Raw genomic sequence first — 20,724 nt, forward strand, 5'->3', positions numbered from 1 at the left:
TGCGAGATCAGCCGCCGATGCTGAACACGCGGGTCACGCCAAAGCGGACCCCCCACTGTTCGTCTGAACCTTGCTTGACGATCGGGCTGTCGGCAGCGTCATCGGTGAACTTTTCATATGTGACGGCCCCTTCCAACCCCCAGACATCGTTGATCTGGTAGCGTGCGCCGAATTCGATACCGGCAGAGACCATACCACCTTCGGGATCGTAGGCGGGCAGGGCCGCACTGGATTCAGCGGGGGTGATGCCGAAATAGGTGTCACTATAGGCGTCGTCGCCAAAGAACAGGCGCGGCCCCATTGACAGGCGCAGACGATCCGTCGGGCGCAGGATCGCGTCTGCGCCAATTTCACCGACCCAACCTTCATGACCGCCAAAGCCGCGACGGACTTCGCCGAAGGCAGCGAAATTCTGGGTGCCGTAGCGCATGGACACGCCCAGTTCGACCGCCGCGTCGATGTCATCAAGACCGGCCAGTTCGTCAAAATCGTCGGTCTTGCGTTCCTCGATGAACCGGAAGGACCCACCAAAGGTCAGGCCCATGCTGTCAGCCCAAGGATCGGGGTTGCCGAACGTGCGCCCGCTGCGCAGCGCGAGATAGTTGAAGCTGAAGCCAAGATCAGCGCCGATGGCATTGTCGTCAGAGCCGAAATATTCAGGTGTGCTTGCGACACCACCGCGCAGGGTGAACATCAGCTGCTGTTTGGCTGGCGCCGAAGCTGGGGTCATCACATCGGTCTGTGTCGCAGACTGCGAGGGGCCAGCTGCGTAGGCCGGTGCCGCAAGGCTAAGGACGAGGGTAGAGACGACAGCAAGACGTGTGAGCATGACATTTGGCTCCTGTTGGGCAGCACGCGGTTGGTCCAAGACATGGAGCGGCACGGTGGCGGGGTCAAGCAAAGCGCGACACGCAAAAGAAAATGGCGCGTCAATGACACTCGCCTGTTGCGAGAGTGGCGCGGTCTTGGTCACAGAATGTTCAGGAGGGTCCTGCTCTGAGGCAGGTGGGGTGCAGATGACCGGGTGGGCCGGCCATCTGCGAAGGCAGTCCGCGATTATTCCGCGGTTGCCTCTTCGGCGGCCGGGGCAGCTGCGGCTTCAGCAGCTTCAGCTGCTTTGGCGGCCTTTGCCTGTGCGCGTTCGGTTGCTGCTTTGCCCGGAACGGCTTTCTTCGGGTTGTTGCGGACTTTCTTTTCGACGACGCCAGCGGCTTCGAGGAAGCGCGCCACGCGATCGGTCGTCTGTGCGCCCTGGCTCATCCAGTACTGGATGCGCTCGACGTCCATCTTCACGCGCTCTTCGCTGTCTTTCGGCAGCAGCGGGTTATAGACGCCCAGCTTTTCGATGAAACGGCCATCGCGCGGCATGCGGCTGTCGGCGGCAACGATGCGGTAGAAGGGGCGCTTTTTGGAACCGCCACGGGCGAGACGAATTTTGATAGACATGTGGTATTCTCCTAAGGTTTTCGAGGTGACGGGAAGACCCGTCAGGATTGCTTCTGTTTGTGGTGTTGGATGACTTCCTGGATGATGAAATTCAGGAATTTCTTGGCGAACTCAGGATCAAGATCTGCCTGGGTCGCAAGCTCTTCGAGCCGCGCGATCTGGGTCGCTTCGCGCGCGGGGTCTGAGGGCGGGAGGTCGTGCTGGGCTTTGAGAACCCCAACAGCCTGCGTGTGTTTGAACCGCTCGGCCAATGTGAACACGAGGATCGCGTCCAGCCGGTCTATGCTTTCGCGGTGACCCCTGAGCAGCTCTGCGGCGCGGGTTACGGGATCGGTGGTCATATCAGTCAATGGCCCAGCCTTTCGGTTTGAACAGAGGGTCTTGGTAATGGGCGATTTCCATGTCGATGCCATGGGCTAGCTGCGTGCCGCGCAGGGCGTCGGGCGCAGGGTGCCGGTAGCAGACATCGTTGCCGTCGACGGTGGGCGCGTCATGGTCTTTCTTGGCGCCAAGGCGCTCGGCCAGCCGAATGCTGTCGAGGTTCTTGGGATCCAGATAGCTGACCGCCGTTTCCCAGCCTTTCTCGTCATAGAAATATCGGCGCACCCGATGCGTCGCCTCAAGCGCAAAGCCCTTGCCTGCGCGATCCGGCCAGATGATCCATGCAATTTCCCGTTCCGGCCATTTCGCGGGTGACCAGCCACCGGCCATACCAACCGTTTCCTCGGTATCCTTGAGGTGCACCATCCACATGCCAAAGCCGCGGATTTCCCAGTGCCCGATCTCGGCGGCATAGAGCATCCACGCCTCGTAGCTGTTCAGCGGCCCGCCCATGAAGCGGGACCGGTACGAGGCGAAGGTGGCCTTGAAGTCCGGATAGTCATCGGCCTTGGGGCTGCGCAGAACAAGCCGCTTGGTTTCGAGAACGGGGATGTCGCGGTGGCCCATCAGAGCACCTCCGCCAGTGTGTAGCGGTAGACCAGCGTGACCTCACCATCCTCAATGATCTCACCATCGAGGTCGGCCCCCAGCCGTTCGGCAAGGGCGATGGAGCGGGCGTTGGCCGGGTCGATATAGCTGACCAGCGTCTTCCATTTCAGAACATCCGTCGCGAAGTCGAGAACGCAGCGCCCCGCCTCGTAAGCGATGCTCCGGCCTTCGGCTTTGGCATCGAGCAGGAAGCCAAGCTCCGGCTCAAGGTCTCCCGGTTCGAACCCGATCAGGACAAAGCCCAGCACTTCACCGGTCTGTGCATCTTCGAGCGTCCAACCACCATGCCCGTGCAGCATCCAGCCAGAGGAAAGCTGCACAAACTCGCGCCATGCGTCAGCCCGCGTCATGGGGCCGCCGATGCCACGGCCACGCTCGGAGCAGGCGATGTCTGCCAGACAGTCGAAGTCGCTGACGCGCGGGGCCCGCAGCACAAGACGGTCGGTCCTCATGGTCGGGACAAGCGTGGAAATTTGTCCGGCAATTGCAGCAGCTGCCCCGGTAGAGGCTGTTTCACAGGCCATACGCATCATGCCGCTGCCTCCGGTATAGGGTGGCGGTAGACAGTCGCCACCTTGTTGCGGAGCGTGATGTCGGGCTCGCGTACCGCGCCCATGCGCAGCGCCAAAGCCTGCGAACGTGCGTTGTCCGGTGCGATGAAGCTGGGCAGATGATACAACCCCAGATGCGTCGCGGCAGCCTGACGCGCGGCCATGGCAGCCTCATGGGCGATGCCCTTGCCTTCGTGTTCGGCAGTCACGGCATAGCCCAGTTCGGGTTCCGGCCAGTCCAGTGGATGGAAGATACCGGCAAAGCCGATGAAGGTGTCATCGCCCTTGAGCGTGATGTGCCATTGCCCGTGACCGCGCAGGTGCCACTGACCAAGTCCGATCATCAGCATGCGACCCACATCAAGCGGTTCCGCCGGTCCACCGTTGTAGCGGCTCCGGGGGTCTTGGAAGTAGGCGCAGAGTGGCTCGAAATCCTGCATGCCGGGGGCACGCAGGATCAGGCGTTCTGTCTCGATCACGGGAATCTCGAAACTCATGCCAGCGCCTCCGGTCCCGGATGGCGATAGAGCATGTCTTCACCCATGTTTGGATTGTCGTAGGTGCGCTCATAGACGGCGCCCATCCGTTCGGCGAGGCGGATCGACCGGGTGTTGCCGGGAACGATGTTCGAGGTCAGCGTTGTGAAGCCAAGGTCGTCATAGGCCCACTGGCGCACCCGCGTAGCCGCTTCATAGGCGACGCCCTTGCCTTCGAACCCGTCGAACACAACCCAACCCACTTCGGGTTCAGGCCAGCCTTCGGGATTCCAGATGCCGCTGATCCCGGCCGGTTTGCCGGTCGCCCTGTCTTCGATGGTGAAATAGCCGTAGCCGTGCCAGTGCCAGTGGCCCACGTTCAGCGTGAACCAGCGCCACGAATCCGAGCGGTTGTCATATCCACCAAAGCCTTGTGCGCGGGTGTCGTCCATCAGGAACGCAATCATCGCTTCAGCGTCGGCCTTTTGTGGGCCGCGCAGGATCAGGCGTTCGGTTTCAAGGACGGGTGCGTTCGTGAGGCTCATGCATAGGCCTCCGGGCTGCCGTCGATGTCCGGGCTGTGCCGGTAGACAACGGTTTCCTCGGGAGTTTCGCCGTCGGGCAGCGGGGCGTTCGCATCCAGAATAGCCCCAAGCCGTTCTGCAAGTGCGCGCGAGCGCACGTTTTCGGGGGTTATATAGCTGACAAGGGTGTCAAACCCCTGTTCCCAAGCCCATCCAAGTGCGGCAGTTGCCGCTTCGGTCGCGTAGCCTTTGCCTTCGGCCTTCTCAAACAGGGTCCAGCCAATCTCGCGTTCGGGAAAATGCGGCGGTTGGGTGATGGCGACCTGACCGACAAACTCGCCCTCGGCCGTATCGACGGCCCAAGCCCCGTGACCCATCCAGTCCCACGCAACCACCTCGGACGACAGCCCATAGAACAGGTGTGTCCTGTTCTTGGGAGCGCCCACATAGGCGGCGCGCGGCGTCTGATAGAAGGCCCAGAAGGCTTCCATGTCGTCCATGCGATGTGGACGCAGACGCAACCGCGGCGTGGTTATGACGGGGGCTTTACGCATCAAGAGTTACTTCTTCTTGCCGAACCCGCTCAGGCCCGGCGGCAGGCCCATGCCGCCACCCAGACCGGGCATGCCGCCCTTGCCGCCAAGCGCCTTGGCGGCCTGTTCCAGGGCTTTCGGGTCCATCTGGCCCATCATCTCTTCCGGGCTGGGGCCGCCTTTGCCGAACATGCCCTTCATGGCCTGTTTCAGCATGCCGCCTTTGCCCATCTTACCCATCTTCTTCATCATGTCGGACATTTGACGGTGCATCTTGAGCAGCTTGTTCAAGTCGGACACGTCCATCCCCGACCCTGCGGCAATGCGCTTCTTGCGGCTGGCCTGAAGGATCTGCGGGTTCGCGCGTTCCTTCTTGGTCATGGAGTTGATCAGCGCGATCTGCTGACGCAGCATGCGGTCGTCGATACCTGCGCCGTCCATCTGCTTTTGCATCTTCTGCGCGCCGGGCATCATGGCCAGCATGCCTTCCATGCCGCCCATCTTCATCATCTGTTCCAGCTGCATCTTGAGGTCGTTCATGTTGAACTGACCCTTCTGGAAGCGCTTCATCATGCGCTCGGCTTGTTCGACCTCAAGCGTCTGCTGTGCCTTCTCGACAAGGGCTACGATGTCGCCCATGCCAAGGATGCGGCCTGCAATCCGGTCCGGCTCGAAGGTTTCGAGCGCGTCCATCTTTTCGCCAAGGCCGACAAAGCGGATCGGCTTGCCGGTCACAGCACGCATTGACAGGGCTGCACCGCCGCGTCCATCGCCGTCCATCCGTGTCAGAACAACGCCGGTGATTCCGATGCGGTCGTCAAAATTCTGTGCCGTGTGCACCGCGTCCTGACCGGTCAGGCCGTCGACCACCAGCAGCGTTTCGCGCGGATTGGCGACATCGCGCACCGCCTCGACCTGCGCCATCAGCTCTTCGTCAATGGACAGACGGCCTGCGGTATCGAGCATGTAGACATCGTAACCGCCCAGCGACGCCTGTGTCTTGGCGCGCTTAGCGATTGCAACCGGGTCTTCACCCTTGACAATGGGAAGCGTGTCGACACCGATCTGAACACCGAGGATCTGCAGCTGCTCCATCGCCGCCGGGCGGTTCACGTCGAGCGATGCCATGAGAACGCGCTTGCCGTCCCGCTCTTTCAGGCGTTTGGCGATCTTGGCAGTTGTCGTGGTCTTACCGCCCCCCTGCAGACCGACCATCAGGATCGGGGCAGGCGGGTTGTCGATCTTCAGTTTGCCGGGGTCTTCGTCACCGCTCAGCACATGCTTGAGCTCGTCATGGACAATCTTGACTACCTGTTGGCCGGGTGTGACCGATTTCGTCACGGCCTGACCGGTGGCCTTGTCCTGCACCGCTTTGATGAAGTCGCGGGCCACCGGCAGCGACACGTCGGCTTCAAGCAAGGCCACGCGGACTTCGCGCAGGGCGGATTTGACGTCGTCCTCGGACAGCGCGCCCTGTTTGGTCAGCCGATCAAAGACGCTGCCTAGGCGGTCGGACAGATTTTCAAACATGGGCTTTCGCCTCCTTTGCTGCTGGATGTGTCCCCGACGTAAGGGCCAGCAACGGTTTTACCAAACGTCAAACGCCCCCACGGGCGTAACACGCTGGTGGGGGGCGATCCCGGACTGTGTCCAAGGGACCGGAAAGTCAGACTTCCCGGAGTTGGGAGGCGTTTAGGCCAAACCGGCGCGCAGAGTCAAGCCGCGCGCCAGAGTGTTCAGGCGGCGAGGGCCTCAAGCGCCGCGGTCGCCTTGGCATGCGACGCCTCAGCATCCACCATCAATTGGTCGGCCGCGACGAACTGGACATCGGTGATTCCGACAAAGCCGAGTACGTGACGCAGGTAACCGCTGGCAAAATCGATCTCGGATCCGACCTGCGTTCCGCCCGATGTGATGGCGACGATCGCGCGCTTGCCGGTCAGCAAACCTTGGGGGCCGGTTTCCGAATATTTGAAGGTGATCCCTGCGCGGGCAATGAGATCGATCCATGTCTTCAGCGTTGCCGGGATGCCGAAGTTGTAGATCGGCGCGCCGATGACGATTGTATCTGCCGATTTGATCTCTTCGATCAGGGTATCGGACAGAGCAAGCATCTGGCGCTGCGCGTCGGTGCGATCGTCTGCGGGCGTCCAGTTTGCGGCGAGCCAATCCGCGTCGATGGCCGGCATGGCCACGGCCAAATCGCGGTTGATCACGGCTTCCGGCTCAAGGCGGTCGATGATGCGCTGTGTCAGGGCGCGGCTTTCAGAACCCGAATGCCGGGCGGATGCGTCGATGCGAAGAACGGTATGTGTCATGGGACTCTCCAGTCACGAACTTGTTTGCTTGTGAAGAGTACTTAGGTATTGCCTCAGCGCACGAAATAGGAAGATAAGCGCAGTTGATGTGAGTAATTGCACAAAGGTGGATCATGGAGCATTGGGACGAGGTGCGCACGGCGTATCAGGTTGCTCGGCAAGGCACGGTCAGCGGAGCCGCCGAGGTATTGGGCGTTCACCACGCCACCGTTATCCGACACATTGACGCTCTTGAAGCGCGGCTGGGCGTCAAGCTGTTTCAGCGCCATGCGCGCGGATACACGCCGACGGAATCTGGTGAGGACCTCGCCCGCGTTGCTCAGACCACCGAGGACCAATTGCAGCAATTGGTCGGCCGCATCCGGGGACGCGGTGCCGATGTGAGTGGTGAATTGATGGTCACGTCCATTGTGGAGCTGTCCAATTTCCTTGTCCCGGTTCTTTCGGACTTCAAGGACAATTACCCCCGCGTCGTGCTGCGCTACCTGACCGACGCGCGCGTGTTCCGACTGGAATACGGCGAGGCGCATGTTGCGATCCGCGCGGGATCGGTTCCCGATGAGCCGGACAATGTCGTACAACCGCTGACAAAGCTCAAGATCGGGTTTTACGCATCCAAGAGCTATGTCGAAAAACATGGCCTTCCCAAAGGCGAAGATGATCTGGTGAATCATTTCTTCGTCGGCAACGACAATCCTGATGGCCGTGCGCCGTTCCAACAATGGCTTCGTGCAAAGGTGCCATATGAGCGTGTCGTGTTCCGGGCAACCGACACTTACAGCATGATCACGGCCGTCCGCAGCGGTGCGGGCATGGGGTTCATGCCGGTGGCGCAAGGCGCGGAGGATCCTGATCTTGTCGAGGTGATGCCGCCGAAGGAAGAATGGGTGGCACCCTTGTGGCTGGTCACTCATGTGGACTTGCATCGCACGGCAAAGGTGCAGGCCCTGCTGGCGCATCTCAAAGAGGCGGTCAAAGTGCTTGACGCTGCACATTCCTAATATGACTGAAGCGCATCGCGGTCACTTGGCCATGTTGGCCTTTTCGGCGCTTGTGGCCGGGTCGTTCTCGCTTGGGTCGATGGCCGCGCCACATATCGCGCCTGACGCCTTGAACGCGGTGCGTTTTGTCATCGCGTCGGCGATCTTGGCTGTTCTCGTCTTTTCGACCGGAGGTGTGGATCGACCCGCATTACAGGCACCGTGGCGGTATCCCGTCCTTGCGCTGTTTCTTGTCGCCTATTTTGTCCTGATGTTCGAAGGGCTGAAAACCGGGGCGCCGGTTTCGATGGCTGCGGTGTTCACGTTGACGCCAATGATTGCGGCCGGGTTCGGCTGGCTGCTGCTGCGTCAGGTCCTGACCGGACGCATGGCTATCGCGCTGACCATTGGCGGCATCGGTGCGCTTTGGGTGATCTTCCGCGCCGAGCTGTCTGCGTTCCTGGCATTCGAAATCGGTCGCGGTGAAATGGTCTACTTTGTGGGCTGTGTGGCCCACGCCGTCTATGCGCCGATGGTGCCCAAGCTGAACCGGGGCGAACGCCCTGCGGTCTTTACGCTGGGTGTGCTGATAATGGGCGCGGTGCTGTTGCTGGTTTTCGGGTATCCGTCAATAATGGCTACGGAGTGGGCAGAATTACCGTCAATCGTTTGGGTGACCATTGCCTACACCTCGGTTTTTGCCAGTGCGGCGACGTTCCTGCTGCTCCAATATGCGACCATGCGTATTCCGTCAGCCAAGGTCATGGCCTACACCTATCTCACGCCAAGCTGGGTGATCCTGTGGGAAATGGCGCTCGGGCGGCCGCTTCCGCCAATGCTCATTCTTGTGGGGGTCGGACTGACAATGGTGGCGCTCGGGCTTCTGCTCAAGGATGACAGCCAGGTCCGGGGCAGAGTGGCGTCAGAAGGGTAATCTTTCTAGCGAAAAACCCTCGGCCTCAAGAAGGGCCAGAACACCATCACGCCCCGGTAAATGCGCCGCGCCGAACGCCGCGATGACGGTTTCATTCTTTTCGGTTGCCTCAATCAGAACCGGGATCCAGGCGCGGTTTCGGTCGATCAGCAGTTCCTGCTCCATAGTCGCAAAAATCTCGGCTGCGGCATCTGACGGGATCGGGCTGTAGCGCTCGGCAAGAATGGTCGACATGGCCCAGCCTTCTGCGGGGGCTTCGTCGAAATAACTCGCCAGCATGGTCGCAAACAGGTCTTCGCTAATCGCCGGATCGACCAGAGCAGACAGCATCATGTCGATCTGCACATCGCGGGGCTGGTCCGCAAAGGCGGCGAAAATCGTCTCCACATCCTCAAGCGCGGCACTGGGAATACCAACTGAAGTCGCGATTTCTTCGATGCGGGCATCCAAACCGCCGTCGGAGAGAACGGTCTCTGACGCACAGGGCGGAATGGCCAGAAGAATTGACACGTACCATGGCTGAAACCGCGCGGCCATGAAGGGCGGAACGCCGCGCGCATTCAGCGCCTCTGACATCTGTGCCCATTGCGCCTCGCTCAGCAAATCTGGCAGCGTCGCGTCCGGCATGAGCAAAAGGCTTGGATCGGTCGACAGGCGCTGCTGCAAAGCGAGCTCATCTTCGTTTGTCATTTCCAGCAATAGCAGATCGGCACTCTCAACGGTGTTGCGCAGGCGGTTCAAGGGGGCATCCAGACGTGGATCAGACAGGTGCATCGTGCCGATCAGGTGCAATGTGGCACCGTCCCGCGTGGCTTTCCAATGATTGCCTTGCGCAAACGGGTCGTCAGCGACGATGGCGTCAAGGCGATCGCGCTCTCCTTGGTCAAGCGTGGCGCGCAGGTCATTGCCCGAACAGGCGGCAAAGGCAGGCAGCGCCAATACGAGACAGCACAAAACCGACAGCAGGCGAGCAATCATCCAAGTATCCTTTTCGGTCTTCCCTGTCAGGAAGCTAGGCGTTGCACTTGTCAGCGGCAAGGCGGTCGCGCATTGATGAGGCATGGAGCGTGAAGCCGATCTTTATCCACCTGTAAAAGCCTTTCTTGAGGCGCAGGGATATTCCGTCAAAGGCGAGATCGGCGCGGTCGATCTGGTTGCTGTCCGGGGCGATGAAGACCCTGTCGTGGTCGAATTGAAACTGCGTCTGAACCTGACGCTCTATCATCAGGCGGTGACGCGGCTGCGGCTGACCGATCTGGTGTACATCGCGGTGCTCAAGCCGACGGGGCGCAATGCACGGCGGTCCTTGCGCGAGAACCGGATCATGTGCCGCCGCCTTGGGCTTGGGTTTCTGACGGTGCGCGCAGACGGCGTGGTCGAAGCGCACTGCGATCCGGGCCGCTATCTGCCGCGCCAGACCAAAGCCAAGCGCGAAAAGCTGCTGCGAGAGTTTCATCGGCTCGAGGGTGATCCGAACGCCGGGGGCGCCACCCGCCACGGCATCGTCACCGCCTACCGGCAGGATGCGCTGCGTTGCGCCATTTATCTTGCCGAAACAGGTGCCGAGAAAGGGTCCATCGTGGCCAGGGCGACCGGCGTTGCCAATGCCACGACGCTGATGCGCGACAACCATTACGGTTGGTTCTGCAAGGTCGAAACGGGTGTGTATGACCTGACGCCGGAGGGGCGTCAGGGCTTGGCGGATTGGGGCGAAAGCCTTGGCTAGATTGGCATAAGCTTATTCGACCTTGATCGTCGCAGATGCAATGCTTTCCCGGTCCTGACGGATGAAATACTGCACCACGTAGTCGCCCGGAGCGTCCGGCAGGATGATTGTCGCCGGGTTGCCGCTGCGCGTATAGGCCCAGCTTTGCCATTGTTCGCCGCCCGTTGCGTCCGCAGGACCAACGCCGATGTAGTCTTCCGCGTAATCAGGCCCGGTCCAGCCGATTTCGACGGTGGCCCCCGGTGTCGCCGTCGCGGGCACACTCAGCGTCGCCTCAACCGGGGTCACGGTGATCGGGGTTTCTGCAATCGCGTTGCGGTCTTGTCTGACGAAATACCGGATCAGGTGATCCCCCGGTGTTGCGGGCACCAAGAGTTTTGCGGGCGCTCCGTCGCGCGTATACACCCAATTTTCCCACCGGTTTGCCCCATCCGCATCCGCGCGTCCGATCCCAAGGTAGTCCTCGCTGTAGTTCGGGCCTGTCCACGCGACGTCGATGGTCGATCCGGCCGGAGCGCTGGCCGGAGCCTGAAGTGTCGCCTCAACCGGTTTCAGCGAAATTGGCACAGACGTCAGGGGAGTACGATCCTGCCGCTGGAAATAGGTGATAAGGTACTCGCCGGGTTCCACCGGCATCACCAGATCAAGCGGGCTGCCCTCGCGGGTGTAGGTCCAGTTCTCCCACTGATTTGCACCGTCGGCATCTGCGCGCCCAACGCCGATATAGTCCTCGTCGTAGTTCGGGCCGGTCCAGCCAATTTCGATGGTTGATCCGACGAACGCCTCTGTTGGCGCCGTGATGCTGGCACTGACCGCCGTCAACGTGATCGGAACCGACGTGAGCGGTGTGCGGTCCTGTCGTTGGAAATAGGTAATGACATACTCGCCGGGTTCTGCAGGCATCACAAGGTCAAGAGGGCTGCCCTCGCGGGTGTAGGTCCAGTTTTCCCATTGGTTCGCACCGTCGGCATCTGCGCGCCCGATGCCGATGTAATCTTCGGCATAGTTCGGTCCGGTCCAGCCGATTTCGATGGTCGATCCGGCAACGGCCTCGGTCGGCGCGGTGATGCTGGCTGTGACCTCGGTTGCCGTAAACGCGATGGTCGTCAGCGGCGTTCTATCCTGCCGCATGAAGTAGGTGATGGCATAGTTGCCGGGCTCTGCCGGGATGGTCAGTTTGGCCGGTGATCCGTCGCGGACATAGGTCCAGTTCTCCCACTGGTTTGCTCCGTCTGCCGCCACCCTGCCGATGCCGATATAGTCCTATTTGTAATTTGGGCCTCTCCAGTCGACCATGATTTCAGAGCCCGCCGGGGCCTCGGCCACGGTCTGGAGGGTCGCGGTCGCGGGTGTGACCATGATCTCGGTCTGTCCCAACGGTTCGCGGCCATCGCGTTTGAAATATGTGATGACATGCGGGCCGGGTGTGGGCGGAACCAAAAGGTCTACCGGGTTGCCGGACGATGTGTAGCTCCAGTTGCGCCACTGGTTTGCACCGTCTGCATCTGCGGCACCGATCCCGATATAGTCTTCCTTTTCATTCGGGCCGTCCCATCCCACCTGGATCGTGCTTCCCGCGACGGCCTCTACCGGGGCCAGAACGCGCGCCTTGTCCTGCGGAGCGGGAAAGGCGATTTGTACTGTTGCACTATCACCAATCGCCACGAATTGGCGGGTCATTTCGGTTTCCAGCGCAACGCTGTAGGCGATGGCGGTGTACGATCCTTCGGGCAATTGCAGGTCAAGCGGATTGCCTTCGGTATCGCTGAGGACAGTGTTGGTGTTGCTTGTCAGTTCCCAGAGCACAGGGCCGGACACCAACATGTCCGTGCCTTCGATTACGGCTGTCAGCGTGGTTGGCACGACGACAGGTTCGGGGTCCGGTTCGGGCGCAGCGGCCACCTGTGTCAGGGCGGCGGTTAACTGATCCGCGTTGTCGGCAGTGAGGAATTGCCCGCCGGTTTCGTCGGCGATGCACTGCATCTGCGCCAAAGCCTCGGGGTCAGAGCCAACGTCGAAACCGATCACATGGGCGGTGAAATCAATGCCGGCCTCTTCCAACAGGCGCGCGGCTGCGCAGGGATCGGGATTGCAGGTCTCAACCCCGTCACTGACAAGGATGACGGTCGCCTTTTCCTCGGTGTAGCGCAGGGCTTGCGCGGCGGCGATGACTGCGTCGGTCATGGGCGTCTTGCCCAAGGGCTTGATCCCGTTCACGGCGGTCGCAATCTGGGCCGCCGTTCCCGGTGCCGGGGCGACGACCGTTTCGATATCCGTGCATTCGCCGCGTTCGCGGTGGCCATAGACCGTCAGGCCAAGCCCCTGTTCTGCTGGGAAATCCGACAGAAGCTTGCCCACGACGTCTTGCGCGATGGTGATCTTGGCAACGCCATCGACCTGTCCCCACATCGACCCGGATCCGTCCATCACGAGAACCGTGTTGGGCTGGTTTTGCGCGGTGGCGATCGTGGCAAAAGCCGTTAGGGAAAGGGCAAGCAAATGTCGCATCGGATGTGTCCTCGAAATCAGGTGATTCAATGACACCAGAGAAGCACGTTGAATCGGACATGCACAGGTTTCGCAGAACCAAAATTTCGCTTTTTTTGCTTGGCGAAAAGACGCCGTGTGCTAATGATTTGAGCAAGTTCGTGAAAGCTGCTCAGAAATTATGCGCCCTTGGCCTCTGGAAATAGGTGGACGGTCCTTCGTGTTCCGTTTCTCCAACTGATGGAACAGCTTGCCTCGAACAAACTGTGGAGATTCTCGATGCTTAAACGTACGTTGGCGGCCTTTGCCACCACACTCAGCTTCGCAAGTGCCGCCTTTGCACAGGCTGATTTTCCATTTGCGCTCGACTGGAAATTCGAAGGTCCAGCGGCCCCTTATTTCGTGGCCATCGACAAGGGCCATTTCGAAGCGGCCGGCCTCTCGGTCGAGATTTCGGCCGGGCAGGGGTCTCTGGATGCCATCCCGAAAGTGGCGACCGGGGCCTTCCCCGTCGGGTTCGCAGACATCAACTCCTTGATCAAGTTCCTCGACCAGAACCCCGGCGCGCCTGTCACAGCGGTAATGATGGTCTATGACAAGCCGCCTTTCGCTATCATTGGCCGCAAGTCGCTGGGTGTCGAAGTGCCGAAAGACCTTGAAGGTAAAGTGCTGGGCGCCCCACCCCCCGATGGCGCATGGGCGCAGTTCCCGGCTTTCGCCATTGCCAACGATCTGGATGTCGCGTCAATCACTGTTGAACCGGTCGGCTTCCCGACCCGTGAGCCGATGCTCGCCGAAGGCAACGTCGCCGCGATCACAGGGTTCTCGTTCTCGTCCTATCTGAACCTTGTGCGTCTTGGCGTGCCGGAAGAGGACATCTCGACCATCCTGATGGCGGATTATGGCCTCTCGCTTTACGGCAACGCGATTATCGCGAACACCAATTTCGCTGCCGATAATCCCGAGCTGATCAAAGGGTTCCTTGGTGCGGTCGCCGCCGGTTGGAAAGATGCTATTGCAGACCCGGATGCCGCGATTGCCAGCCTGATCGAACGCAACCCGGCGGCCGATGCAGAGCTTGAAAAGCGTCGTCTTCAACTGTCCATCGATGCCAACGTCGCGACCGATTACGCGATGACCAACGGCATGGGCGATATTGATGCCGACCGTATGGCAAAGGCGATCGAGCAGATCGCACAAACCTACGAGTTCCAGAACGCGCCCGACGCAAGCCTCTACTTTACGGATGCCTACCTGCCGGACGCGGCAGCGCGGATGCTGAAATAAAACTCCCAATGGGCCGGTCGTGCGTGTCACGATCGGCCCTTGTTACAAGGCGGTGCGCGTGTCGAGAAATCTCATCGAAATCAAAGGCGTGCGACACGCCTACCACACCAAGGCGGGTCCCTTGCCCGTACTGGGTGGATTGGAAATAACTGTTCCCGAAGGCGGATTTGCTGCCGTGGTTGGGCCGTCCGGCTGTGGTAAATCCACATTGACCCGTTTGATCGCTGGCCTGATGAAACCCGATCAAGGCGAAGTCTGGCTGCACGGTGAATTGGTCAAAGGGCCGAAGTCGACTGTGGGTATGGCCTTTCAGAACCCCGTGCTGCTGGAATGGCGCACCATACTTCAAAACGTCATGCTACCGCTCGAGATTTTGCCGACCAAGCTGTCGAAGCGCGAACAGGAAGAGCGCGCGCGCAAGCTGCTGGCGCTTGTCGGTCTGGAAGGTTTCGAGGACAAACGCCCCAGTGAACTCTCTGGCGGGATGCGGCAGCGTGCGTCGCTGTGCCGGTCAATCGTGCACAAACCCGAAGTGCTGATCCTTGATGAGCCGTTCGGGGCCCTAGACGCGTTCACCCGCGAAGACCTCTGGCAGACCATGCACAAGGTCAAGGCGGAAGAGCCGTTCACCGGCGTCCTGATCACCCATGATCTGCGCGAGTCGATTTTCTTGGCCGATCAGGTTGTTGTGCTGTCGGGGCGGCCTGCCAAAACGCAATACGTGATGGATGTGCACCTGACAGGTCAGCGCGACATCGAACATCTTTATACCCCGGAATCGGCTGAGGCGCTGAACATCCTGCGGCGTCAGATTCAGATCGCGCAGGGCCGGGCTGATGGACACGAGGCTGCCCAATGACGCTTCGCAATATCATGGTCCCGGTTTTGGCCATCGTGGTCTTCGGCCTGTTGTGGGAACTTCTGGTCTGGGCCAACGGCTGGCCAAACTACGTGATGGCCTCGCCGTCGGATCTGCCCCCCGCCTATGCGCGGTATTGGGAACTTTTCATTGTCATGGGGTGGCAGACGTTGTGGCGGACGGTGGTTGGCCTGTTGCTGGCCATCGCCTTCGGGGTCTTCCTTGGCATGATCATGGGCTTCTCACGTACCATGCGGGATGCGCTCTATCCGTTGTTGGTGGGCTTCAACGCGATCCCCAAGGCGACCGTGGTGCCCATCGTGGCTCTGCTATTTGTCGGCGATCACAACTTCAATACGATCTTAATTGCGTTCATGATCTCGTTCTTTCCCATCGCGGTGTCCGTCTCTATTGGCCTGAGCACGCTTGAGCCGGAATATCGCGACATTCTTGCTTCTCTGGGGGCATCCAAGACCAAAATCTTCTGGAAAATTGCTCTTCCCAAGACCCTGCCCGAGTTCTTCGGGGCCCTCAAGGTGGCGGTCACACTGGCGTTCATCGGCACCAATCTGATGGAAATTGTCTCACCCCATGGGCGCGGACTGGGTGCGCTCTTTGACTCGGGCAAGACCAATTCAGACTATCCGTTGATGTTCGCGGTTCTGATCGCACTCGCGCTGATGGGGATCGTCCTCTACTACGTGGTGGTGTTTCTGGAGAAGATTTTTGCCGGTTGGGCAGAACGGTCTCCGAGCTACTGATCCTGCAAGCGGCCTGGTGCCGAACTTCATAAATTTTTGCGGCGAAACGTGTTGACTCACGCTTGCGCGATCCCTAGCTATGCGCCGTTAGCACTCGACCCTATAGAGTGACAACAGTCCTTCGGGGAGCGAGGGACTTTAGTGGAAACCTTTGAGCAAGGAGACTCGAAGATGGCATTTAAACCGCTTCATGACCGCGTGCTGGTTCGTCGCACCGAGAGCGAGGAAAAAACTGCTGGTGGCCTGATCATCCCAGATAGCGCCAAAGAAAAGCCGGCAGAAGGCGTGGTTGTTGCGTGTGGCGAAGGCGCGCGCAAGGACAGTGGCGAGCTGATCGAGATGGCCGTTTCGGCCGGCGACAAGGTCCTTTTCGGCAAATGGTCGGGCACAGAAGTGACGGTCAATGGCGAAGAACTCCTCATCATGAAGGAGTCGGACATCCTCGGCATCATCACGGACGACGCAGCAGCGAAAGCTGCATGAACGCCCGTCGTGGTTCCAAACCAACACCTCTGACTAAATTAGTGGAGACTAAGCGATGTCTGCAAAAGACGTAAAATTCAACACAGACGCCCGTTCGCGCATGCTGAAGGGTGTCAACATCCTCGCCGACGCGGTGAAGGTGACCCTCGGCCCGAAAGGCCGCAACGTTGTGCTCGACAAATCCTTCGGCGCACCGCGCATCACCAAAGACGGTGTGTCCGTGGCCAAGGAAATCGAACTGGAAGACAAGTTCGAGAACATGGGCGCACAGATGGTGAAGGAAGTTGCTTCCCGCACCAACGACGAAGCCGGTGACGGCACCACCACAGCAACCGTTCTGGCACAGGCCATCGTCAAAGAAGGCATGAAGTCGGTTGCAGCTGGCATGAACCCGATGGACCTCAAGCGCGGTATCGACCTCGCAACGGCGAAAGTCGTTGAAGCGATCAAAGCTGCGGCCCGCGACGTGACCGACAGCGACGAAGTCGCCCAGGTTGGCACCATTTCCGCAAACGGCGAAGCTGAAATCGGCCGCCAGATCGCGGATGCGATGCAGAAGGTCGGCAACGAGGGCGTGATCACCGTCGAAGAAAACAAAGGCCTCGAAACCGAGACCGATGTTGTCGAAGGCATGCAGTTCGACCGTGGTTACCTGAGCCCCTATTTCGTGACCAACGCTGACAAGATGACCGCAGAACTCGACGACTGCATCATCCTGCTGCACGAAAAGAAACTCTCCTCGCTGCAGCCGATGGTTCCGCTGCTCGAGTCCGTGATCCAGTCGCAGAAGCCGCTGCTGATCATCGCGGAAGACGTCGAAGGCGAAGCGCTGGCGACCCTCGTGGTCAACAAGCTCCGTGGCGGCCTCAAGATCGCTGCAGTCAAGGCACCGGGCTTTGGCGACCGTCGCAAGGCGATGCTGCAGGATATCGCAATCCTGACAGGTGGTCAGGTGATCTCCGAAGACCTCGGCATGAAGCTCGAGAATGTCACCATTGACATGCTGGGTTCGGCCAAAAAGGTTCAGATCACCAAGGACGAAACCACAATCGTTGACGGTGCAGGCGAGAAGGCCGAGATCCAGGCACGCGTTGCCCAGATCCGCAACCAGATCGAAGAAACCACTTCCGATTACGACCGTGAAAAGCTGCAGGAACGCGTTGCGAAGCTTGCAGGCGGTGTGGCTGTCATCCGCGTTGGCGGCATGACCGAAATCGAAGTGAAAGAGCGCAAGGACCGCGTGGACGATGCTCTGAACGCGACACGTGCCGCTGTTCAGGAAGGTATCGTCGTCGGTGGCGGTGTTGCTCTGGTACAGGCCGGCAAGACCCTCGCAGGTCTCGAAGGTGCAAACAGCGACCAGAACGCCGGTATTGCCATCGTGCGCAAGGCGGTCGAAGCACCGTTGCGCCAGATCGCAGAGAACGCAGGCGTCGACGGTTCGGTTGTTGCTGGCAAGATCCGCGAAAGCAACGATGCGAAGTTCGGCTACAATGCGCAGACAGACGAATATGGCGACATGTTCAAGTTCGGCGTGATCGACCCGGCCAAAGTTGTGCGCACCGCGTTGGAAGACGCAGCGTCCATCGCAGGCCTGCTGATCACAACCGAAGCCATGGTTGCGGACAAGCCGCAGAAAGAAAGCGCTGGCGGCGGCATGCCCGACATGGGTGGCATGGGCGGCATGATGTAATCAGCAGATATCCTTCGGGATGTCTGGCGGATTATTCTGCAGACCTACACACAAAGGCGCCTTCGGGCGCCTTTGTTCATTCTCAGAGGGTGCTTTGGATCGCTTCGGAATTAACCTCGAATTAAGGCGCGCCCAAGAATCTTCGTACGAAGATTCTCAGACCCTCTGAAAGCTTTTGCGAAAGACCGTACGAAAAGGTGTCTGGTCACCGCCCGCGTGACGCGTTAGCCAATCACATGCGCCTTCTTCTCCTGACCTTCCTGACCCTGATTGCCTTTGCCTCGAACTCGATCCTGAACCGTGTGGCATTGGCGCATGGGGATATCGATGCGGTGGCCTTCGGCGTTGTCCGCCTCTGCGCCGGCGCTGTCACGCTGGCTGCACTCGTGATGCTCCGGGACCGCCGTCTTGTCCTTGGCGGCACGGGCCGCACTGTCGGAGTGCTGTCGCTCTTCGTCTATATCTTCGGGTTTTCACTGGCCTATGAAAGCCTGGACGCTGGGCTTGGTGCATTGATCCTCTTTGGCCTCGTGCAGATCACCATGTTCGCCGGTGCGCTGATCGGCGGTGAACGCCCCGCGGCTCGGCGCTGGGTGGGGGCGGGCGTCGCGTTCGGTGGGCTTGTCTGGTTGCTCTGGCCGGGCCACGCAGCGGCCCCAAGCCTTTGGCACGCAAGCCTGATGACCATCGCCGGTATCGCATGGGGCATCTATTCGCTCAACGGGCGAAGCGCATCGGATGCCCTTGGCGCAACGGCGGCGAATTTCTGCATTTCCGCGGCAATCGCACTGGCCGGAACACTGATAGCCGTTGCGTTTCTTGACGGCATTCACCTGTCCTCGGCAACGGCATTTGGCGTTGCAATGGCCATCCTTGCAGGAGCGGTGACATCAGGCATCGGGTATTCGATGTGGTACACGGTCCTGCCTCATCTGCGCGGCAGCACGGCGGCGGTCACCCAACTCACAGTCCCGGTCATCGCCATTGCTGGCGGTGCGGTTATCCTTTCGGAAACGGTGACATCGCGGTTGATCGTGGCGGCCCTGCTAGTTCTGGGCGGGGTTCTGTTGGCCGTCACGTCGCGGCGCTAGGCCCTTTCTAAATGTTACTTCAGCACGTATCTGACGCTTATGTTTCGCCGTCTTGCCCTGTCCGTTGCAACCGTGATCACGCTGTTTGTGGCGCAGCCTGTCCGTGCGGACTGCGTGGTGCTTCTGCACGGGCTGGCGCGGACGGAAACCTCTTTTGCGCTGATGCAATCCGTGCTCGAGGCAAAGGGTTACACGGTGAAGGCACCCGGCTACCCGTCGACGACGGCGCGCATACAAACCCTGGTCGGGGAAACCTTACCAGCTGCTGTGGCGTCGTGCGAAAAGGATCGCATCCACTTCGTCACCCACTCAATGGGCGGCATTCTCTTGCGGTTCTGGCTCAAGGACAATCGACCGGCCAATCTTGGACGGGTTGTCATGCTGGCCCCGCCCAACCAGGGCAGTGAATTGGTGGACGAGCTGGGGGGACTTGAGCTCTTCGAGTGGCTCAATGGTCCCGCGGGTCAACAGTTGGGAACCGCTCCCAATGACCTGCCGAAATCACTGCCGCCTGTCGATTTCGATCTTGGAGTTATTGCTGGCACAAGGTCTCTCAATCCGCTTTTCTCAAGCCTGATCCCCGGTCCGGATGATGGCAAGGTTTCAGTCGAGTCGACCAAGGTGGCAGGGATGCGCGCCCATCTGACCATGCCGGTCACCCATACCTTCATCATGCAAGCTCCTTCTGTGATCGCGCAGGTTGACCTTTTCCTGCGAACAGGACGGTTTGACCCGGAACTGGACTGGACCCAAGCCATCAATACCGAAGAACTGGCCTGTATGTTCGGCATCTGCCCGGAGCCTGCAAATGAGCCTTGAGTGTACGCTTGTTGGTGCCAAAATCCTGACTTCTGATGGGTGGAGTGATGTGCCCCTGTCGGTGTCGGATGGTCTGATCGCGGCTGACCAGACTGGACGCGTGATTGACCTGTCGGGGTATCTTGTCCTGCCGGGAATCGTCGACCCACATGGGGACGGATTTGAACGGCATATGGCCCCGCGCCGTGGGGCGTTGCGCGAGGCTGAACATGGCGTTGTTGCCGTGGCGGCGGAGCTTGCTGCGAACGGCATCACCACCGCTGTTCTGGCCCAGTTCTTTTCATGGGAAGGCGGCATGCGCGGGCCCGATTTTGCCGAGCATGTTTTCCAAAGCGTGGCTGCCGTTCGCGACAGCGTCGCTGTGGACCTGCAACTTCAATTGCGGTTGGAAACCCATCTCCTTGACGACTTTGCCCGCGCCGAAGCGGCCATCGATCGGTTCGGGATCGGCTATGTGGTCTTTAATGACCACTTGCCGCACCAGCGTCTGTCGGAAGGGCGCAAGCCGCCGCGTCTGACTGGGCAGGCGCTCAAAAGTGGACGCAGCCCAGAGGTGCATCTAGCCCTGATGCAAGACCTACACGCGCGGTCCTCAGACGTGCCGGCAGCACTTGATGCGCTGACCGAACGGCTGGTTCAGAAGGGTATTGTCCTAGGGAGCCATGACGACAGCACATCGGAGGACCGCGGGGAATGGGCCGCGCGCGGCGCCACGGTCAGCGAATTTCCCGAAACGCTCGAGGCGGCGCAAGCGGCGCGGGACGAT

General features: G+C 60.1%; 24 protein-coding genes. 11 read left to right on the forward strand and 13 right to left on the reverse strand.

All coding sequences use genetic code 11. The features are described from left to right. Positions 1 to 7: 7 nt before the first annotated feature. From JJ869_RS00300 to JJ869_RS00345, 10 genes are all read right to left on the reverse strand, one after another. Positions 8 to 829, reverse strand: a complete 822-nt coding sequence (locus JJ869_RS00300) for a MipA/OmpV family protein (RefSeq protein ID WP_292263817.1) — start codon at positions 827 to 829, stop codon at positions 8 to 10. 227 nt (positions 830 to 1,056) lie between these two features. Next, the gene (gene rpsP / locus JJ869_RS00305) at positions 1,057 to 1,446 is read right to left on the reverse strand and encodes a 30S ribosomal protein S16 (RefSeq protein ID WP_292263820.1); all 390 of its coding nucleotides are present in this window, start codon (positions 1,444 to 1,446) and stop codon (positions 1,057 to 1,059) included. A 41-nt stretch (positions 1,447 to 1,487) separates the two neighbouring features. Next, positions 1,488 to 1,787 carry a chorismate mutase gene (locus JJ869_RS00310; RefSeq protein ID WP_292263884.1) on the reverse strand — a complete coding sequence of 100 codons (300 nt, stop codon included), beginning with the start codon at positions 1,785 to 1,787 and terminating at the stop codon, positions 1,488 to 1,490. A gap of 1 nt (position 1,788) precedes the next feature. Then, positions 1,789 to 2,394: a GNAT family N-acetyltransferase gene (locus tag JJ869_RS00315; RefSeq protein ID WP_292263823.1), complete on the reverse strand. Its 606-nt coding sequence runs from the start codon at positions 2,392 to 2,394 to the stop codon at positions 1,789 to 1,791. Then, positions 2,394 to 2,969, reverse strand: coding sequence for a GNAT family N-acetyltransferase (locus JJ869_RS00320; protein WP_292263826.1), 576 nt, complete (start codon positions 2,967 to 2,969; stop codon positions 2,394 to 2,396). The genes JJ869_RS00315 and JJ869_RS00320 overlap by 1 nt, the downstream gene beginning before the upstream one ends. Further along, the gene (locus JJ869_RS00325; protein ID WP_292263829.1) at positions 2,966 to 3,484 is read right to left on the reverse strand and encodes a GNAT family N-acetyltransferase; all 519 of its coding nucleotides are present in this window, start codon (positions 3,482 to 3,484) and stop codon (positions 2,966 to 2,968) included. The genes JJ869_RS00320 and JJ869_RS00325 overlap by 4 nt, the downstream gene beginning before the upstream one ends. Next, positions 3,481 to 4,008 carry a GNAT family N-acetyltransferase gene (locus tag JJ869_RS00330; RefSeq protein ID WP_292263831.1) on the reverse strand — a complete coding sequence of 176 codons (528 nt, stop codon included), beginning with the start codon at positions 4,006 to 4,008 and terminating at the stop codon, positions 3,481 to 3,483. The genes JJ869_RS00325 and JJ869_RS00330 overlap by 4 nt, the downstream gene beginning before the upstream one ends. Next, positions 4,005 to 4,541, reverse strand: a complete 537-nt coding sequence (locus JJ869_RS00335) for a GNAT family N-acetyltransferase (protein ID WP_292263835.1) — start codon at positions 4,539 to 4,541, stop codon at positions 4,005 to 4,007. The genes JJ869_RS00330 and JJ869_RS00335 overlap by 4 nt, the downstream gene beginning before the upstream one ends. A 6-nt stretch (positions 4,542 to 4,547) precedes the next feature. Beyond that, positions 4,548 to 6,050: a signal recognition particle protein gene (gene ffh / locus JJ869_RS00340; RefSeq protein ID WP_292263838.1), complete on the reverse strand. Its 1,503-nt coding sequence runs from the start codon at positions 6,048 to 6,050 to the stop codon at positions 4,548 to 4,550. Between the two features lie 206 nt (positions 6,051 to 6,256). Beyond that, positions 6,257 to 6,838: an NAD(P)H-dependent oxidoreductase gene (locus JJ869_RS00345; protein ID WP_292263841.1), complete on the reverse strand. Its 582-nt coding sequence runs from the start codon at positions 6,836 to 6,838 to the stop codon at positions 6,257 to 6,259. Positions 6,839 to 6,951: 113 nt separating this feature from the next. On the opposite strand from JJ869_RS00345, the gene JJ869_RS00350 reads away from it, so the two are divergent. Both JJ869_RS00350 and JJ869_RS00355 read left to right on the forward strand, forming a co-directional pair. Beyond that, the gene (locus tag JJ869_RS00350) at positions 6,952 to 7,839 is read left to right on the forward strand and encodes a LysR family transcriptional regulator (RefSeq protein ID WP_292263844.1); all 888 of its coding nucleotides are present in this window, start codon (positions 6,952 to 6,954) and stop codon (positions 7,837 to 7,839) included. A gap of 1 nt (position 7,840) precedes the next feature. Beyond that, positions 7,841 to 8,752 carry a DMT family transporter gene (locus JJ869_RS00355; protein ID WP_292263847.1) on the forward strand — a complete coding sequence of 304 codons (912 nt, stop codon included), beginning with the start codon at positions 7,841 to 7,843 and terminating at the stop codon, positions 8,750 to 8,752. Here the strand turns inward: JJ869_RS00355 and JJ869_RS00360 are convergent. Then, positions 8,741 to 9,730, reverse strand: a complete 990-nt coding sequence (locus JJ869_RS00360) for a TraB/GumN family protein (RefSeq protein WP_292263850.1) — start codon at positions 9,728 to 9,730, stop codon at positions 8,741 to 8,743. The genes JJ869_RS00355 and JJ869_RS00360 overlap by 12 nt on opposite strands. A gap of 82 nt (positions 9,731 to 9,812) precedes the next feature. Between JJ869_RS00360 and JJ869_RS00365 the strand changes: the two genes are divergently transcribed. Continuing rightward, entirely contained in the window at positions 9,813 to 10,478 is a 666-nt protein-coding gene (locus JJ869_RS00365; RefSeq protein WP_292263853.1) for a DUF2161 family putative PD-(D/E)XK-type phosphodiesterase, read from the forward strand. A 12-nt stretch (positions 10,479 to 10,490) separates the two neighbouring features. Here JJ869_RS00365 and JJ869_RS00370 read toward each other — a convergent pair whose 3' ends face one another. Together JJ869_RS00370 and JJ869_RS00375 are read right to left on the reverse strand one after the other, a co-directional pair. Further along, positions 10,491 to 11,720: a hypothetical protein gene (locus tag JJ869_RS00370; RefSeq protein ID WP_292263855.1), complete on the reverse strand. Its 1,230-nt coding sequence runs from the start codon at positions 11,718 to 11,720 to the stop codon at positions 10,491 to 10,493. A gap of 21 nt (positions 11,721 to 11,741) precedes the next feature. Then, positions 11,742 to 12,986: a VWA domain-containing protein gene (locus tag JJ869_RS00375; RefSeq protein WP_292263857.1), complete on the reverse strand. Its 1,245-nt coding sequence runs from the start codon at positions 12,984 to 12,986 to the stop codon at positions 11,742 to 11,744. A 258-nt stretch (positions 12,987 to 13,244) separates the two neighbouring features. Between JJ869_RS00375 and JJ869_RS00380 the strand changes: the two genes are divergently transcribed. From JJ869_RS00380 to JJ869_RS00415, 8 genes are all read left to right on the forward strand, one after another. Then, on the forward strand, positions 13,245 to 14,252 hold the full coding sequence (locus tag JJ869_RS00380; RefSeq protein WP_292263860.1) for an ABC transporter substrate-binding protein: 1,008 nt from the start codon (positions 13,245 to 13,247) through the stop codon (positions 14,250 to 14,252). A gap of 58 nt (positions 14,253 to 14,310) precedes the next feature. Beyond that, positions 14,311 to 15,111, forward strand: a complete 801-nt coding sequence (locus JJ869_RS00385; RefSeq protein ID WP_292263863.1) for an ABC transporter ATP-binding protein — start codon at positions 14,311 to 14,313, stop codon at positions 15,109 to 15,111. Next, positions 15,108 to 15,872: an ABC transporter permease gene (locus JJ869_RS00390; RefSeq protein ID WP_292263866.1), complete on the forward strand. Its 765-nt coding sequence runs from the start codon at positions 15,108 to 15,110 to the stop codon at positions 15,870 to 15,872. The genes JJ869_RS00385 and JJ869_RS00390 overlap by 4 nt, the downstream gene beginning before the upstream one ends. Before the next feature lie 171 nt (positions 15,873 to 16,043). After that, a complete protein-coding gene (locus JJ869_RS00395) occupies positions 16,044 to 16,355 on the forward strand; it encodes a co-chaperone GroES (RefSeq protein WP_292263869.1) in 312 nt (103 codons plus the stop codon). A 55-nt stretch (positions 16,356 to 16,410) separates the two neighbouring features. Further along, positions 16,411 to 18,048, forward strand: coding sequence for a chaperonin GroEL (groL, locus tag JJ869_RS00400; RefSeq protein ID WP_292263872.1), 1,638 nt, complete (start codon positions 16,411 to 16,413; stop codon positions 18,046 to 18,048). Between the two features lie 236 nt (positions 18,049 to 18,284). Beyond that, a complete protein-coding gene (locus JJ869_RS00405; RefSeq protein ID WP_292263875.1) occupies positions 18,285 to 19,139 on the forward strand; it encodes a DMT family transporter in 855 nt (284 codons plus the stop codon). A gap of 39 nt (positions 19,140 to 19,178) precedes the next feature. Then, on the forward strand, positions 19,179 to 19,958 hold the full coding sequence (locus JJ869_RS00410; RefSeq protein ID WP_292263878.1) for an alpha/beta fold hydrolase: 780 nt from the start codon (positions 19,179 to 19,181) through the stop codon (positions 19,956 to 19,958). Further along, positions 19,948 to 20,724 (forward strand): alpha-D-ribose 1-methylphosphonate 5-triphosphate diphosphatase (locus tag JJ869_RS00415; RefSeq protein WP_292263881.1); only part of this gene is annotated, 777 nt, incomplete at its 3' end. The genes JJ869_RS00410 and JJ869_RS00415, both read left to right, overlap by 11 nt.

The sequence above is a fragment of the Marivita sp. genome (assembly GCF_017643905.1).
Classification (GTDB): Bacteria; Pseudomonadota; Alphaproteobacteria; order Rhodobacterales; family Rhodobacteraceae; genus Marivita.